The organism is Maritimimonas sp. 2304DJ26-3 (assembly GCF_056591635.1).
In genome coordinates this window covers 457,857-475,859 of sequence record NZ_JBWQOK010000002.1, presented here as the reverse complement: position 1 = coordinate 475,859, position 18,003 = coordinate 457,857, and the positions used below count along the sequence as shown (strand labels likewise).

Below are 18,003 nucleotides of genomic sequence, written 5' to 3'. Positions count from 1 at the left end.
ATGTGTTATTTTAATATTTTGCAACATTACATATAATAAAGAAATAAAACAATCGTTATACATGCATCGAGTGCACTTTGTGTACCGTGTAGATTAAAATAAACAGGACTACAAAACCCCTAAATTAAATATTAAAGTAAATATGAAAAGGTTTATAGGAAAAAAAGTTTTATTAACTGTTCTTATCGCAGGATTTTTAGCTAGCTGTGGAAAGAAAGGTAGAACATCTTCTGAATTGACAGGTTGGAACTTTAATGATCCAACATATGGAGGATTTACAGCAAATACTAACTATCAAGGTCAAAAGGTGCCACCAGGAATGGTGTTAATAGAAGGTGGTACGTTTACCATGGGTAGAGTACAAGATGATGTAATGTTCGATTGGAATACCACACCTACAAAACAACAAATTAGATCTTTTTATATGGATCAAGCTGAGGTGACTAACTTAGAATATTTATTTTATTTACAATATTTAGAAAAGGTTTTCCCTCCGCAGGATGATAATTACAGAAAAATTTATCAAGCCGCTTTACCTGATACATTGGTATGGAGAGACGCACTTGGGTTTAATGAATTATTGACAGAAAGTTATTTACGTCACCCATCTTATGCCGATTATCCAGTAGTTGGTGTTTCTTGGAATCAAGCTACTGAATATTGTAAATGGAGAACGGATAGAGTTAATGAAAAGATTTTATACGATAAAGGTGTACTAAATAAATTATTTGACCAAGACTCATTAGTTGTAGAAGGGAAAAATCGTTTTGATACTGGTGCATATTTAGCAAACCCATACTTATTATTTGATGGAGATTCTTCAATCTATAATAAAGGTTTACCTGATTATACACAAAAGCGTAAAAAGAGTGATAAAGGTCCAAAAAGAGATGCGGACGGTAACAAGATTAAAAGAACAAGAGGAAGTAAAAAATCTTCTAAAGGTCAATTTACAGGGCGTCATGTAAAAACATCAGACGGTGTTTTAGCACAACGATTTAGATTGCCGACAGAAGCTGAATGGGAATATGCTGCAAAAGCATTAATAGAAAATAGAGAATATAATACTATTAGAGGTCGTAAAAAGTACTCTTGGAATGGTCGTTATACACGTGATCAATCTAAAAGAAGAGCAGGTGATCAATTAGCTAACTTTAAACAAGGTAAAGGAGATTATAGTGGTCTTGCGGGATGGAGTAATGATGGTGCAGATATTACCATTAAAGTGAAATCTTATGATCCTAATGCATTTGGTTTATATGATATGTCTGGTAATGTTGCGGAATGGGTAGCAGATGTATACAGACCAATAGTAGATAATGATGCAAACGACTTTAACTACTTTAGAGGTAATGTATTTAAGAAACCATTGATTGATGCCGAAGGTAAAGTAGTAGTAGTAGATTATAACAGTATTGAATTTGATACTTTGGATAATGGTAAGATAGTACCAAAAGATTTACCAGGTAGTGTTAAGTATGTGCCAATTACTAAGCGTGATGCATTTATGAGACCTAACTATGAAAAAGCTAATAACATAGCAATTGGTGATGGTGACCTTTCTTCTACAAGAGATTATTTTAAAGAAGAGGATGAAATGGAAATCAAGCCAAGAATGTATAATTCGCCTAAAAACCCTCGTCAGATCGGTGAAAGTGGATTAATTATTCAACAATATGATACACAAAAACGTACAACACTAATTAGTGACCAATCAAGAGTATATAAGGGCGGGTCATGGAGAGATAGAGAATATTGGTTAGATCCTTCTCAGCGTAGATATCTACCGGAATATATGGCTACCAACTTTATCGGTTTCCGTTGTGCAACAGATAAATTAGGAGCTATGACACAAAAAAGGAGACGTAAGACTCCGTTAAGAAAATAATTATAACCAAAGATCATATTTACAAGAAACTCAACACAATTTTGTGTTGAGTTTTTTATTTTTACGCAATGGACATATCCCAAATATATCAACTTTATAAAAAGACATTTTTAGTTTCTACTGATACTAGAAAAATTACGCATGGCTGTATATTCTTTGCTTTGAAGGGTGACAATTTTAATGGCAACGCCTTTGCGGAAGAAGCTTTAGAAAAAGGGGCTTCTTATGTTTTAATAGATGAAGCTAGCTATAAAACAGACCGAAGAATGCTACTCGTTGATAATGTTTTAGAGACGTTACAAAAACTAGCAACATATCATAGAAGACAATTAGACATTCAAATTATTTCTTTAACGGGGAGTAATGGCAAGACTACTACCAAAGAGTTAATAAATGCAGTGCTATTAAAAAAGTTTAAGACCACAGCTACATTAGGAAATTTAAATAACCATATTGGGGTTCCATTGACTTTGTTGTCTATGACGGATAAAACGGAAATAGGTATTGTAGAAATGGGTGCTAATCATTTAAAAGAAATAGCATTTTTATGCTCAATTGCAGAACCAGATTATGGTTACATCACCAATTTTGGAAAAGCGCATTTAGAAGGGTTTGGTAGTCTAGAAGGCGTAGTAGAAGGTAAAACAGAACTTTATGGATACCTTAAGGAAAATGATAAGCAAGTATTTGTGAATGCCAACGATCAAAAGCAATTAGAAAAATCTAAAGGAATACAACAAATTACTTTTGGCAATACCAATCCTGATATAGATATTAAGTTTTTGGAAGCGAACCCATTTGTGAAGGTTAGATATAATGGTAAATTGATAGAAAGTAAACTTATAGGTAGTTATAATTTTAATAATATTGCTGCTGCAATTACTATTGGTAGCTATTTTAAAGTTGATGGTAGTCTTATGAAAGAGGCTATCGAAAGTTATACGCCATCTAATAATAGATCACAAATTATTCAAAAAGGTTCTAATAAGATTATTTTAGATGCTTATAACGCTAACCCAAGCAGTATGCAGGTTGCTTTAGAGAATTTTTCTGGTTTAACCGGTAAAAATAAGATTGCCATTTTAGGAGATATGTTTGAACTTGGAAGTGAAGCTAAAGACGAACATCAAAGAATTGCTAATTTAGCTATTGATTTTAATATAGATAAAGTATATCTACTGGGTGAAAATTTCTATAAAATTTCGAACTCTAAAGTAAAAAAATATAAAACCTTTGAGGATTTTAAAGATCATTTCTCTGGTCAGAATATTGAAAATTCAACTCTTTTGATCAAGGCCTCTCGTGGAATGGCTTTAGAGCGCATTTTAGATATACTTTAATTCTACAATAATCTTATTTACTTGCCTCTAGAAACTTTTCAAAAGCCTTCCAATAGCCTTTTTGTCCATCAGTTGTTTCCCATAAGGCACGTGAACCATGAATACCTTTTTCTAGAGGTTTATAATGTTTAATGTATTGGGGTTTTACATTACGAAGTAATTTTTCCACAGGTTTAGTTTCTCTATTTGATGAGGTTATAAAAGCAGGTATCTTAATAGGTTTAATCAACTTGGCTAGATCCTTCCCTTTTAAATATTCTCCAGGACTAAAAGCAGCAACAGCTTTAATCTTTTTATTGCGTTCACCGGCAATCCACAGAGCTAAAGAAGCAGAGTAGGAGCTACCAACGAGAATAATAGGTTGTTTCCCGTTAAGGTTATACAAATAGTCAATAGCAGCTTCAACATCTTGCTTAGCACCTGCAAACCCGACATTCATTCTTTTATTATTGGCATCAATGGCAGTTTGGTTTTTAATGCCATTAGCCTCATTACCGGATCTCTGATCAACTGCCATACAAGAAAAACCTAGATCATTTAATTTTTTAGCTGTTTTGATGTATTCACCACGACTAAAACCAGCTTGATGGCATAATAAAACTGTTGGGGGTATATCTTTTAAGAAATAAGTGTCGGCTGTTATTTTTACAGAATCTTTCGCATAAAAATTAATAGTTTGTTTTTCAACTTGAGCAAAAGAAACATGTAAAAAGAAAACAAAAATAAAAAAGAAAGCTTTTTGCATAATTAGATCAATTTATTAGCTAAACTTAATAAATAATTGAAAAGCAAAATAAATTTTAACGCTTTTTAAGAAAATTCAATTACTAAATTTTCTAACATTTCAACTCCTTTTTGTAACTGATTTATTTCTGTAAATTCATCGGCTCGGTGCGCTTGCTCAATAGAACCTTGACCACAAATAATAGCCTGAAAGCCTGCTTCTGCAAATTGACCAGCTTCGGTTGCGTACGCCGCGGTATCCCAAGTATAATTATTAACTAATTTTTGGGTAAAAGCAACTATATCATCATTTTGACTAGTGTCTAGAGTTGCGACTGGAGGGTGTAATACCGTATTCGTAATTTTAAATTCGGGGTACTTTTTGCGAACTTCTTTTTCATGCTGAGCACAAAAGGCATAATAATCTTCAAAAATTTCTAAAATATTATCTTTTGGTATTACACGTACATCCCATTCAAACACAGTGTAATCCGCAACTACGTTGGTTGCAATTCCTCCATTTATCTGCCCAACATGTATAGTAGAATGAGGTGGGTTAAAACGATCGTCTTTATTTTTTAAAACGAGTTCTTTCATCTTCTTTTCTAACCAAATAATAAGCTTTGTACTTTCGTGTATGGCACTTACCTCTTTATGTATCCCGCTGCTATGTCCAGCAGAACCATTTACTTCTGTTTTTAAATAACAAATACCTTTTTGACCTATAATTGGTTGTAATAAAGATGGTTCTCCGATAATCGCATATTTTGGAGTTTCTTTATAATATGATTTTATGTGCTCGGCTAGTTCTGGCGCCGCGAGGCACCCTATTTCTTCGTCATAGGAAAATGCAAAGTAGATTGGTGTTTTTAAATCTGCTTTTACCATTTTTGGCAATACAGCTAGACAGCATGCTAAAAAACCTTTCATGTCTGCTGTACCTCTTCCGTATAATTTGCCATCCTTTTCCGTTAAGGTAAAAGGATCTGTAGTCCAATTTTGACCTTTTACAGGAACCACATCAGTATGTCCTGATAATATAACGCCATCATTAACTTCAGGACCAATTCTACAATGTAAAGAAGCTTTGGTATTATCCTTATTAGGGACTAAGACCGTTTCAATATCGTAATTTTCTATATACTCCTTAATCCAATATATAATTGATAAGTTGCTATCTCCACCTAGAACAGGAAAAGAAACTAATTTTTCTAAAATTTTGATAACTTCCATTAACTATAATTAATTGCTGTTGCTACCACAAGCGCTACCCACGATATTGCTAAAATCGCTAAAACTACCGGTAAAATAAATTTAAGCCATCTATCAATTGGTACTCTGCACATGCTCAACATGGCGATCAAACCACCAAGCGTAGGGTTTACTAAATTAGTAACTCCATCGCCGATTTGAAACGCTAACACAGTAGTTTGTCTTGTTAAACCTAATACCTCCCCAAGAGGTATCATAATTGGCAATGTAGCTAAGGCTTGACCACTACCAGACGGTATAAATAAATTAATTACGCTTTGCGATATTGACATACCAATAGCAGATAGATATTGAGGTAAACCTTGCAATACTTCTGCCATTTGAAAAGAAATGGTATCACTTATATTTCCCATTTCCATTAATACTTTAATAGAGGTTGCAAAACCGACCATAAAAGCTCCAGGAGCGGCAATAGCTACACCTTTCAAAACATTTTCGCTTAACGTTGTTGCAGACATTTTTGAAGCAATACCACAACCTATTGCTATCATTAAAAAAATAGCTGAGAGCTCATTAATATACCAAGATCTTGTAAATACTCCCCAAAGTATTACTAGTAAACCTATTACAAAGATTGATATTACTATAATGTCTGTTAAGCTGAGTGTATAATCTTTAAGTTTCTTTGATAGAGAAATTCCTTCTTCATTTAATCCTTTTCCTAAACCTTTATCAGGATTTTTAGTAATTTTTTTTAAATACCTTACATTATAATATGCTATTAAAGCTAAACCTAAAAAACATAAAATACTACGAAGCCAAGCTCCAGAAAATAATGCTAACTCTCCAATTTTATGTCCAACACCAACGGTATATGGATTAATAGGTGATAGACCAAAACCAATAGTAATTGCACCAACTGAGATTCCAGCAGCTAAAATTAGGTCACCACCCAAAGCTAGGCTTAATACGGCGGCAATTGGCACTAGCCCTATGTTATGTTCATAACCTACGGCCACACCCATAAAGCCATAAAAAAATGTCATTAATACTACAATTAGGTATTTTTTTTCATTCCCAAGTTTATTTACAAGTGTACCTACTGCATTTTCAACGGCTTTAGTAGCATTCATGATATTAAACATAATTCCGCCCGCCAATACCACAAAGATTACCTCTGCAGCAGTTTTAAAACCTAGCGGAATTGCCATAAACATATCTAAAAAAGAAACTGGTGTATTGGTAATTTGTTTATAAGAGCCAGGCATTACTCTATTTTTTCCATCTATTAAAACACGTTCAAATTGACCAGCAGGTAATAAATATGTTAATACAGTAACAAAAATTATGATGATAAAAATTAATACAATGGCATGAGGGATTTTAGAATACCATGGTTTTCTAGGAATGGTCAAAGTTTATGTAGTTTAAAAGTGCAATATAAGAACTATTGTTTTATATGAAACTGCCTATCTTTTTTATGAAAGTTATCTTTAGGCTTATGTAACATTAAAGTTGCATTTTCCACAATACGGAAGTTTTATGAATCCCTATTTCTAGATCTATTTCTACTCGATTTCCCCCTATTATTATTTTTTCTACCCCTGCGAAAGTTTCTAGATTTAGAATTCTTTTTTAAAGGTTCAGATTCTTCTTTTGCTTCATTTATATCATGAATAAAAGGATGCTCTTTTATTACAGGAATATTTTGACGAATTAGTTTCTGAATACTTTTCAGATATGGGCGTTCGTCTTTATCACAAAATGATAACGCTATACCACTAGCTTTTGCTCTACCAGTTCTACCAATACGATGTACATAAGTTTCGGGAATGTTAGGTAAGTCATAATTAATAACAAAAGATAAAGCAGATACATCAATGCCTCTAGCCGCAATATCTGTGGCTATTAAAACACGTGTATCACCATTTTTAAAATTCTCTAAGGCTTTTTGTCGTGCGCCTTGCGATTTGTTACCATGAATAGCTTCTGCTTTTATTTTAGCTCTATCTAGTAGCTTTACTATTTTATTTGCACCATGTTTTGTGCGAGAAAAGACCAGTGTAGAACCTGTTACTCTGGTTTCTAGTAAATGAATCAGCAATTTTATTTTAGCTTTTTTTGAGACAAAATATAGAGCTTGATCTACTTTTTCGGCTGTTGCTTGTTTTGGTTTAATAGTCACTTTTTCGTACTTGCCTAATATTTTTTGAGATAAGGCTATAATACTAGCTGGCATCGTCGCAGAAAAGAATAGAGATTGACGTTTAGGAGGTAACTTTGCGATAATCTTTCGAATATCATGTATAAAACCCATGTCTAGCATCTGGTCAGCTTCATCTAATACAAAATATTCAATGTCTCTTAATGTAATAAAGCCTTGTTGCATTAAGTCTAATAACCTACCAGGTGTAGCTACTAAAATATCTACACCTTGTTTTAAAGCTTGGGTTTGTGCGCCTTGTTTTACCCCACCAAAAATGACGGTATTTTTTATACCTGTGTATTTACCATAAGCTGTAAAACTCTCCGCAATTTGTATTGCAAGTTCTCGAGTAGGTGTAACAACTAAAGCTTTTATTCTACGCTGTTTGTCTCTAAGCTTAATATTATTGTAAAGGTGTTGTAGTATGGGTATCGAGAATGCAGCAGTTTTGCCTGTACCAGTTTGTGCACAACCTAATAAATCTTTGTTACGAAGTAAAATTGGAATTGATTGTTCTTGTATAGGTGTTGGTTGCGTATAGCCTTGGTCGTCTAGGGCTTTTAATATAGGCTCAATTAAACCTAAGTCTTTAAATGTCATATAGTTTTTTGTACAGAGCACAAAGGTAGTTGATTAATTAGTACAATTTGCTTTTATATTATTTAAGTAAAGTTTATTCGAGTATTCTTATTTTTACGCTTCAATAATGTGTTTTTATTTATGCTAAAGAAATCTTTTTCTAAATTTTTAAATGCTATACGTAATAAACCACTTTATGTTATGGACGATTCAATTGCTTTAGATAAATATATGGCTATTAATCTGTCAGTTGAGAATAAAGACTTAAAGGAAATTAATATTTCTAATTATAAAGAATGTGATACTTATATCAACTCATACTTAAAAAAATACAATGCACAAATAGCTTATGGCGGATATCTTGAAGAACGAAATTTGTATAAAGGCGAGCACAATTTTATCGGATCTGAAGAGCGAAACATTCACTTGGGTGTTGACCTTTGGTGTAAATCTGGAACAAAAGTTATTGCTGTTTTAGATGGAGAAATTCATAGTTATAATAACAATAAAAGTTTAGGCGATTATGGACCAACTATTATTATAAAACACGTAATGGATGAGGTGGAATTCTATTCTTTATATGGTCATTTAAGCTTGAATTCTTTACAAGGATTACAAATAGGACAGAAGGTTACAAAAGGGCAAACCATTGCTACTTTGGGTTTGTCAGAGGTTAATGGAGGTTATGCACCTCATTTACATTTTCAATTGATTAAAGATTTACAAAATAATTTTGGTGATTATCCAGGTGTTTGTAGTAAGAAAGATTTAGAGTTTCATAAAATGAATTGCCCTAATCCAAATTTACTATTGGGATTGAGGTAGTTTCGCTTATCAAGATCTAAATACAATAAAAATGTAATATTTCTTTAAGATTGGCTTATTGTTCGTAGTAATTAAAATTATAAGTATATGTTTCAGAAAGAAATTGTAGCACACCTTTCCAAACAAATCCATTTTCATTATAATCAAATGCTATCGATCGGTATTCTTGATAAAAATGTCCAATACCTGTTAATTTAGAAGAACTTGTTGGATTTTCATCTGAAATTTTCAAATTCAAAACAGCATAAAGTACACCAAGTTGTAATTCAAAAACTGGGTTATGAATAGGATTGAGTTTTACTTTACTATTAAAATCTGAAAAAGTAGTTTCACTTACATATTCATTGTTGGGATTGTTGTCACTAACGGATAAGGTGATACTCTCTATATTATTATTTAAGTCCCTAGTGAATATTTCTTCTATAATTGTATTATTATTATCAGTATAAAATATCTTCGTAGAATCGATGAATTCATTAGTTGTTTTAATAATCACTGTACTCTCATTAATTGAGTTTTCAACAGGGGTTATGGTTATTTGATTATTGTCATACTCAATAGTAAATTCAGTAGTTTGTTCATCACTGGGATTGAAATAGTTAATAGTTACTATCAGTCCTACAGCTTTATCATTATCATAGTCTAAGTCGAATGTAGTTTTATGACTTATGCTGGTAAATTCAATATTTTGAATACGATCATTTTCAGAGTAAAAAATCTCTGTTTTCAGCGCATTAGTTTCTATTAACTTTAGTAATCCCGGGTTTTCAATAATAGTATCCTCACGGTCATCTTCAGTAGAGCAAGAAACTATCAACAAGACTGCAATTAAGCAAAAGAATAATTTGAATTTTTTCATATGTTCATAATAATGCATATAACGTTTGAATTCAATCAAAGTTATTAATTGAATGGCGAATTTCGAAGAAAAATTGATAAGAAACAAATGAAATTAACTCATACTTTACTAGGCAGTATACCGAACTTTTCTTTAAAACTTTTAGTAAAATAAGACATATTAGAATATCCTACTGAATAGGCAATTTCTGAAACAGAACCAGCCTTGCTTTCAAGTAATTTTCTTGCTTCGTTTAATCGTATTTCACTTACTAGTTGCCCTGCAGACTTATTGGTTAAAGCCTTTAATTTTCTGTGTAATTGCGCTCGACTAAAACCTACATTAGAAGCAATATCTTCTACAGATAGAAGTTCATTATCTAAATTATTTTTAATAGTTTTTGCTACTTTTTGTAAAAACTGATCATCTACAGATTGTAGATCTAAATCTTCAATGAGGGTCAGATCTAATGATTTAAATTGTTCCCATATTTTTTTGCGAGCTGCTATTAAATTTTTGGTACGTATTAAAAGCTCGTCGGCATCAAAAGGTTTTGTAATATAAGCATCAGCACCTAAAGTTAATCCAGCCATTTTATTAGATTGTCCCGCTTTAGCGGTTAGCATGATAACAGGAATATGACTGGTCTTTAAATTTGCTTTAAGTGAATTACAGAGCTGATAACCATCCTTTTTTGGCATCATTACATCACTAATTACTAAATCTGGTATATGCTCAAAGGCCATTCGTTCACCTTGCAATCCGTCGTCAGCGGTAATTACTTTATAATGATGTTTTAATATCTCTGAAATAAACTCCTGTAGGTCTTTATTATCCTCTACTAAAAGCACAACATTTTCATGATGTTCATTAGTAGAATCATCTTGATTCACCAATTCTTTCTCATCAATCAAAGATTCATCAAGCTTATTATTTTCCTCATAAATTTTTCGAATTATTACAGATTCGGGCAAATCATTGAGTGTGATTGGTAGTCTTACTTTAAAGGTTGTACCACGGCCTTTTTCACTATGTACACTTATTTTACCATTATGTAAGTCTATGAGTTCTTTAGTTAAGGCTAACCCTATACCAGACCCTTTGGCCTCAGTTCCTTCAACTCTATAAAAGCGATCGAAAATACGATTGATTTCTTCTTTACTTATTCCTTTACCAGTATCACCTATTTCTAAAGTTATATTTTTATTATTATGACTAACATCTATATTTACCGCTCCACCTTGTGAAGTGTATTTAAAAGCATTAGAAAGAAGATTATTAATTATTTTTTCAAGTTTGTCTTTATCATAGTAGGCTAGTTTAGGTTCTTCTGCAAAATGAGTATTTAAACTAATATTTTGACGCTCTGCCATGCTTTCAAAAGAAAATACCTGGGAGCGAATGAATTGCATTAAATTACCTTTCTTTAAATTTAAATGAAGATTGCCACTTTCAATTTTTGAAAGATCCAATAATTGATCAACGAGCATTTGCAATCTTGAGGTATTTTTTTTAATAACTTGAAAAGATTTTTCATTTAATAAAATGGAGTTATTCAACTTATCGCTCGATAGTTTTTTAGCTTGTTGTAGCGGGCCATTTATCAACGCTAATGGTGTTCTAAATTCATGACTTATGTTGGCAAAGAAGCGTGTTTTAACTTCATCAAGATCTTTCATCCGTTGTATCTCAGCGAAAGAACGCTCAGATTGTAATCTTTCATCTTGTGCTCTTTGCGTTGTTTTTTGCTGTCTATAAGCAATACCAAATGCGTATATAATTATCTGTAGAAATATACCAGTAGCAAAAGGGTCTATTCTAAAAGGAAGTTTTATAATTCCCATTGCCCAAAGTGTTCCAACAATTAAAAAAAGACTAGCTATCAAAGAACCTATACCGAAGTACCTAGCAAAAAGGTCTTTTTTAAAGCTTAAAACTATAGAAAGTATGAGACTACCTAAGGTATAAATATTTAATAGTTGATAGTGTATACCTACACTTGTAAAATATGTTTGGGGTTTAAAAATAATTACATAGCTCGTCATAATAATTATTTCTGCTAGTATAAATAATGCTAAACCTAGCATAAATTTATCCAGTACAGGAAACTTCTTTTTAGACTCAACAAAAGACCTACCAAAAAACCAAAATGTAAAATAGATACCATTGGCAATGAGCATCCAGACTGGATATCTAAACTTCGATATAGAGCCAAGAATAAGCCCTATTGTCATAGCTTGGGTTAACATACAGAACAGTAACCATAGCGAAAACCAAAAAAAGATACGCTGTCTTGAATAAATAAATTGTAAGATGTGGAATAAAAAGATTATAAAAGTTACTCCAAACATAAAAATATTAAAACTGTTGTTGAATTGATAGATTTGATGATAAAAAGGTTGTTTTGGGCTTCTTGCAGATAAATTAAAATAAGTAGGATAACCAATGCTGTTTCCTTGGGCCTTAATTATTATTGAGATAGGTAAATTTTTCGGTAGATCATCAATTTTAATGTTATTTAAAACCCAATTAGCCTTGCTATCTCTTTCTTTTTTTGGGTATTCTACACCACTCTTTTTATGAAACAATAATTGATTGTTTGCATAGGCATATACATCTATTTTTCCGTTGCTTTTTGTCCATGCTGGCGGGCCAATCATTTTGTCTTCAAAATGTAAGCCCCATCCTTTTAAAGAGTCTTTAATTATTAGATTTAGTTTTCCCCAATAGGTAGTTCCAACATTTAGATACCTAGGTAATTCATTACCTTTTTGAAAATGCATGATTGAATCACGAAGAATAATTTCTGGCGTAAAACTATCTGTACTATCAGCATATACTTTAAGGTGTGTATTAAGATCATGAACAGGATATTTAGGGTCTAGTTCATAAATACTTTGCCCAGATACCAATTGTATCGCGAGCATAAATAATAAAGTATATAATAATCTAAGCTTCATATTTTATCGAAAAGTTACTAAAATTTATCTGTATTTCTATTTAAATGCTAAGATCACCAGTTTGATTATGAAGCACTAACACCATTGTTTCATTATATAACATAACTGTCTCTTCTATCACTTTTGATACAAAATAGCTATAGGTTGCAACCTGAGTGTTAACAGATCATGCTTTCTAAAAATAGCTTTGTACTAAACTTTTAAAGGTCATCAAATTAGAATTAAAAAAAACATAGTTATGAATAGAAAAACATTTTTAAATCAGTTAAAAGGAATAGGAGTACTAGCCATGCTTCCCGTAACTTCAGTAATGGCAAATACTACTTCAGGCCCTGTTACAGATAAAAGGACAAAAGAAAAAGTAATTACAGCTGAAGCTGGAAAAGAATTAATGGTACTTGGTAATAAACAAGTACATAAGTTAGTAGGTAAGGATACTAATAATCAGTTTTTTGAATGGATTGATTATTTAAAGCCAGGGTCTGGTATTCCGCCACATGTTCATACCAAAGAAGATGAAATATTTCGTGTAGTAGAGGGAACTGTAGAATTTACTATCGGAGAAAAAAAATCTGTTTTACAAGCTGGTGATATGGCATTTGCACCTAAAAATATTCCACATTCGTGGAGAGTTGTTGGTGATAAAGATGCTCAATTAAATGTTTCTGTATATCCTGCTGGCATGGAGTTTATGTTCGAAGAATTTGACAAAATGCCTCCAGGGAAACCTGACCTTAATAAAGTAGCAACTATAAGTGCAAAGTATGGAATTAAGTTCGTGTAAACAAATAACAAATTATTAATCAAAATCATAAATAACATGAAAACGAAAAAATTAAAAATGTTAAAAGTATTGTCTCTTTTACTTTTAATCACCGCTTTTTTAGGGTGCAGCAGCGATGATGATGGAGTACAGCTCGCTCAATGGGAGATTGAAGTTAATCAATTAAAAGAAGCTATGGCCAAATATGAAAATATTGATGTAGCTACCTCAGAAGGCTTTTTTGATGTATCTGGGTTTGTACCTAACATGGGGCATCACTATCTTTTGCCTCCACGAGTTGATAATACTTTTGAATTGTTAAGTCCAGAGATAATATTGTACGCGCCTGATAGTAATGGGAATATGGAATTTGTTGCAGTAGAATATGTAACTCCGGTTGTAGATTTAGATAATCCAGAAACGCCACCTGAAGGATTTACAGGAAGCGAAGACCATTGGCATTTGAATACTAATTTAAGTCAGTGGCAATTACATGTATGGATAGGTAAAGATAACCCTGACGGAATCTTTGCAGAGTTTAATCCCGCTGTTGGAACCGGAAACTAAACTTTGAAAAATTGTTTTGAAAAAGAGCTTTTGATTAATAAACCCAAACTGAAAGTTTGGGTTTATTTTTAAATATACAACCACTCCTTTATTTTAGTATATACTTTTGGACTACTTAGCAAATCTATATGAGTACTCTCATAAGTGATCCAAGTATTTTTTTTCTTAAAATTTAAATTTTTAATAGCATCTTTATGTTTCCCTAAGGCACTATCTATACCAACCAACCTATCTCCTAATAATCGAGATGATAATGAGTCTGTCTCTTTTTTAACACAAGCAGCTATACTAAAACATGCTATTTGTTCAGGTAAAGGAATGATTTGTTTTTTTTCTGTTTGCATTTCGAAACGATCACTACCTTGCCAATCTTGATCCACTAGATAACCATACCTTAAATCTGTTACACCAGCACTTCTTATTTTCCCTAGTCTTGCAAAAGGTTTTGTATAGGGTATTGTCTCTAGAATAACATCTAAATAGTTACCAGCCCTTTCTAAAGGTGTGCCATGATGAGGTGTTCCTAAAAAAACGACTTTTTTTAGATGCTTTATCCAATGTTTTTGTTGCTGTTGCCCATAATGCATTGCACTTCTAGTTACTAAACCACCCATACTATGAGCAACAATGGTTAGTTCTTCTATAGGTACTGGCCAATTAACTATTAATTTTTCTAATAATTCATTAAAGTTTTGCCCATTGGTAGAAATATGGCGACCACTATTGTAATGTAGGTAAATAAGTGTTTTGCGTAACTCTTTTGCTAATACTACACCATGGTTATGTTCTTTTTGGGTCCATTGTATATCATTCATACAAGAACCATGTACCATCAAAAGTATTTTTCCATTTATATCAGGATAAGCTAATGTAATATTTTTACTATCAAGTGGTATAACTTTTGCCTGATGCCTAAATTGCATAGTAACCCTTAACGGATTTTCTTTTTCTTCTAAATAATCTCCGATCACGCCATTTAAAGCTGACCTTATAGCTTCCTTTTTCTCTGTACTTTTTAGTTGGCCAAATGTAGGTGCTAATTGTTCTAAACCTTTATCTAAACCATTTCCGATAAGTTTGGTACTCCATTTAATATTTTTATAAGTAATACCAGCTATATTAGTAATAAGATGTTGAATGGGAGTTGACGGTAAAAATGGAGGATGTACAACTCGCTTGTGCATTGCCTCGACCAAATCTGTTATACCTAATGTAGCTTCTGTAATTAAACGAGTAATGCCTTGTAAATCTGAATTTTTATTTTTTGACATTTAATACTGTGCCTATGATACATGAAAGATAAATAAATTTGAGTTTGTTTTGGCTAAAAAAGAAAAAGTTCGCTTATCGTGTTTGTGTATGATTTCGTTGCGTATTTCAGTAACTAAATTAGCAAATACAAACCAGATAGAAAATCCGCGAGGATTTTCGTAAGTAGGCGAGTACTAGCAATGAATTATACACGGTGTTGTGCTTTCGTTATTTTTTAGAAATTAAGCTAATCAATTCCTTTGCCTTAATAGCGTTTTCCTCAATTATAAGTATTTGATTTTCAAAAGTAGAAATTTGCCAATTTACAAGGGACATTAATTTTCCGTTTTCTAACTCTTCAATAACTTCTTTAGGGTCGACAAGAAAATCTTTTTTATGATTTAACATTAAGAGTAAAGGGCCTTCAATATGATCCGACACAAAGTTTGCGTGAAATTCAATATTACTATTATATTTTACACAATTTACCAAGTAATATGTTTGTAAACTTTTACTTATTTGACTATTTTCAATATGCTTTATAATTCCAGATTCTAACATTTTAGTATAAGATAATCCAAAATTTTTGGAACTTGAATTCATCGCCAAAGAATTTGGCAATTGAGACAAATCAATTTCATCATATTTTCTTTCAGTAACCTTATAAAGGTAGTCAGTGTATCTTTTTATGTTAGATATATTCTCATTAAAATGAATTATGTCCGACTCTAATTCAGCTTCTATCTGTTCCAAGAAATTCGCTACTTCCTTTTTTTCTAACCTGTTTGTATTCCAATTATTAATCGATAAGGCAATTAAAATTCCAATAACAACAAGAAAAATTTCACCAATTGCATATTTAAAATACTTTCCAGTTTTGTTTTCCATAAGTAAGTTTTGGCGAATTTGTCTAAAGAATTTTATCATTGGTTAGCGGTTGGTTTTAATGAAGCACAAAGTTTAGATATCGTTCCGTTTTAATGAACTATATCGGTCGATAAGCGAAGTTAGCCGAAAATAATTTAAGAATCAAGCTAAATTACATACGCTCAGGTACTGTAATACCTAATAAACCAAAAGCAGATTTAATTACTTCAGCAACCTTATCAGAAAGTTGTGTTCTAAAGATTTTTTCTTGCTCACTTTGTGAGCCCAAAATAGGTACACTTTGGTAGAATGAATTGTATTCTTTTACCAGATTGTAAGTATAATTAGCAATTAATGCTGGACTATAATTCTGTGCAGCTTGCTCAATTGTTTCTGGAAAAAGTGAAAGCTGTTTTAAAAGATTACGTTCTTTTTCATGTAAAGACTCTTCGATTACGCTTAGGGTGTTAGAATAATCAAAATCAGCTTTTCGTAAAATTGATTGAATTCTAGCATAGGTATATTGAATAAAAGGACCAGTATTTCCTTGAAAATCGATAGACTCTTTTGGGTCAAATAGAATTCGTTTTTTAGGATCTACTTTTAAAATATAATATTTAAGTGCTCCAAGACCTATGGTTTTATACAAAGATTTCTTTTCATCTTCTGTATAACCTTCTAATTTGCCTAATTCCTCAGAAATTTCTCGAGCAGTATTAGCCATTTCTATAATCAAATCGTCAGCGTCTACTACTGTTCCTTCACGAGATTTCATCTTTCCTGAAGGAAGATCTACCATGCCGTAGCTTAAATGGTAGAGGTTTTTAGCCCAATCAAATCCTAATTTCTTAAGTATTAGAAATAATACTTTAAAGTGATAATCTTGCTCATTACCAACAGTATATACTAACCCACCAACATCTGGATGATCTTTAATACGTTGAATGGCCGTACCAATATCTTGGGTCATATAAACAGCTGTGCCATCTGAACGTAATACTATTTTTTCATCTAAACCTTCATCGGTTAGATCACACCAAACGGAACCATCTTCTTTTTTAAAGAATACGCCCGTTTTTAAACCTTCTGCAACAAACTCTTTTCCTAATAGATACGTGTTACTTTCATAATATAACTTATCGAAATCTACACCTAAGTTTTTATAGGTTATATTAAATCCATCATATACCCAACCATTCATCATTTTCCAAAGCTCTACTGTTTCTGATTGTCCAGCCTCCCATTTTCTGAGCATCGCTTGAGCTTCGAGTAGGATAGGGGCTTGCTTTTTAGCATCTGCTTCAGTAATACCTTCCGCGACAAGCGTATTGATTTCTTTTTTATACTCTTGATCAAATTTTACGTAATAATTCCCAACAAGTTTATCTCCTTTTAATTCTGTTGATTCTGGCGTCTCACCATTTCCATAACGTTGCCAAGCTAACATACTTTTACAGATATGTATACCTCTATCGTTAATGATCTGCGTTTTGTAAACTTTTTTACCCGATGCTTTTAAGATTTCGGCAACTGAATATCCTAAAAGAATATTACGCATATGTCCTAAATGTAATGGCTTGTTTGTATTAGGCGAAGAATATTCTACCATTACGGCATTTTCATCCATGTTAAGAAAAGAAATTCCATAATTAGTAGTTTGATAAATTTCGTTAAACTGATCCAAGAAATAAGTGTCATTTAATTCAATATTCAAGAACCCCTTTACTACGTTAAAATTGGCAACTTCACTTACATGTTCTTTAATATATTCACCTAACTTAGTGGCAATCTCAACAGGATTTCCTTTAACTACTCGTAAAAAAGGAAACACCACAACAGTAATATCACCAGTAAATTCTTTACGCGTAGCTTGAAATTCAACAGATTCTATAGATGCATTGTAAATCTCGTTAAACGCTTTTTCTATTGTGTGCTTAAGTGTTTCTTGAATAGTCATTCATCAAAAAATTAAGGCGCAAAATTA

General features: G+C 32.2%; 14 protein-coding genes. 5 read left to right on the top strand and 9 right to left on the bottom strand.

What is annotated here, in order from left to right; translation table 11 throughout:
* The first annotated feature begins 142 nt into the window (after positions 1–142).
* Both gldJ and AC1EUV_RS07155 read left to right on the top strand, forming a co-directional pair.
* Positions 143–1,888: a gliding motility lipoprotein GldJ gene (gene gldJ, locus AC1EUV_RS07160; protein ID WP_480197995.1), complete on the top strand. Its 1,746-nt coding sequence runs from the start codon at positions 143–145 to the stop codon at positions 1,886–1,888.
* Positions 1,889–1,956: 68 nt separating this feature from the next.
* Positions 1,957–3,228: a UDP-N-acetylmuramoyl-tripeptide--D-alanyl-D-alanine ligase gene (locus AC1EUV_RS07155; protein WP_480197994.1), complete on the top strand. Its 1,272-nt coding sequence runs from the start codon at positions 1,957–1,959 to the stop codon at positions 3,226–3,228.
* A 13-nt stretch (positions 3,229–3,241) separates the two neighbouring features.
* Here AC1EUV_RS07155 and AC1EUV_RS07150 read toward each other — a convergent pair whose 3' ends face one another.
* The 4 genes from AC1EUV_RS07150 to AC1EUV_RS07135 form a co-directional block, all read right to left on the bottom strand.
* Positions 3,242–3,973 (bottom strand): alpha/beta hydrolase, encoded by a 732-nt coding sequence (locus AC1EUV_RS07150; protein ID WP_480197993.1) that lies wholly within the window; start codon positions 3,971–3,973, stop codon positions 3,242–3,244.
* 65 nt (positions 3,974–4,038) lie between these two features.
* On the bottom strand, positions 4,039–5,184 hold the full coding sequence (gene argE, locus AC1EUV_RS07145) for an acetylornithine deacetylase (RefSeq protein ID WP_480197992.1): 1,146 nt from the start codon (positions 5,182–5,184) through the stop codon (positions 4,039–4,041).
* Positions 5,184–6,578: a YfcC family protein gene (locus tag AC1EUV_RS07140; RefSeq protein ID WP_480197991.1), complete on the bottom strand. Its 1,395-nt coding sequence runs from the start codon at positions 6,576–6,578 to the stop codon at positions 5,184–5,186. The genes argE and AC1EUV_RS07140 overlap by 1 nt, the downstream gene beginning before the upstream one ends.
* Positions 6,579–6,703: 125 nt before the next feature.
* Entirely contained in the window at positions 6,704–7,969 is a 1,266-nt protein-coding gene (locus tag AC1EUV_RS07135; RefSeq protein WP_480197990.1) for a DEAD/DEAH box helicase, read from the bottom strand.
* 180 nt (positions 7,970–8,149) lie between these two features.
* Here AC1EUV_RS07135 and AC1EUV_RS07130 point away from each other — a divergent pair, with 180 nt between their 5' ends.
* Positions 8,150–8,773 carry a peptidoglycan DD-metalloendopeptidase family protein gene (locus AC1EUV_RS07130; protein WP_480197989.1) on the top strand — a complete coding sequence of 208 codons (624 nt, stop codon included), beginning with the start codon at positions 8,150–8,152 and terminating at the stop codon, positions 8,771–8,773.
* Between the two features lie 55 nt (positions 8,774–8,828).
* Here the strand turns inward: AC1EUV_RS07130 and AC1EUV_RS07125 are convergent, their stop codons facing one another.
* Complete coding sequence (locus tag AC1EUV_RS07125) at positions 8,829–9,632, bottom strand: hypothetical protein (protein WP_480197988.1); 804 nt, start codon at positions 9,630–9,632, stop codon at positions 8,829–8,831.
* A gap of 98 nt (positions 9,633–9,730) precedes the next feature.
* Positions 9,731–12,571: an ATP-binding protein gene (locus AC1EUV_RS07120; RefSeq protein ID WP_480197987.1), complete on the bottom strand. Its 2,841-nt coding sequence runs from the start codon at positions 12,569–12,571 to the stop codon at positions 9,731–9,733.
* Between the two features lie 238 nt (positions 12,572–12,809).
* Here AC1EUV_RS07120 and AC1EUV_RS07115 point away from each other — a divergent pair, with 238 nt between their 5' ends.
* The gene (locus AC1EUV_RS07115; RefSeq protein WP_480197986.1) at positions 12,810–13,355 is read left to right on the top strand and encodes a cupin domain-containing protein; all 546 of its coding nucleotides are present in this window, start codon (positions 12,810–12,812) and stop codon (positions 13,353–13,355) included.
* Positions 13,356–13,391: 36 nt separating this feature from the next.
* Positions 13,392–13,901, top strand: coding sequence for a hypothetical protein (locus tag AC1EUV_RS07110; protein ID WP_480197985.1), 510 nt, complete (start codon positions 13,392–13,394; stop codon positions 13,899–13,901).
* 68 nt (positions 13,902–13,969) lie between these two features.
* Here AC1EUV_RS07110 and AC1EUV_RS07105 read toward each other — a convergent pair whose 3' ends face one another.
* From AC1EUV_RS07105 to argS, 3 genes are all read right to left on the bottom strand, one after another.
* Complete coding sequence (locus AC1EUV_RS07105; RefSeq protein ID WP_480197984.1) at positions 13,970–15,172, bottom strand: PGAP1-like alpha/beta domain-containing protein; 1,203 nt, start codon at positions 15,170–15,172, stop codon at positions 13,970–13,972.
* Between the two features lie 208 nt (positions 15,173–15,380).
* A complete protein-coding gene (locus AC1EUV_RS07100) occupies positions 15,381–16,079 on the bottom strand; it encodes a DUF6090 family protein (RefSeq protein WP_480197983.1) in 699 nt (232 codons plus the stop codon).
* A 112-nt stretch (positions 16,080–16,191) separates the two neighbouring features.
* Positions 16,192–17,976, bottom strand: a complete 1,785-nt coding sequence (gene argS / locus AC1EUV_RS07095; RefSeq protein WP_480197982.1) for an arginine--tRNA ligase — start codon at positions 17,974–17,976, stop codon at positions 16,192–16,194.
* Positions 17,977–18,003: the final 27 nt, after the last annotated feature.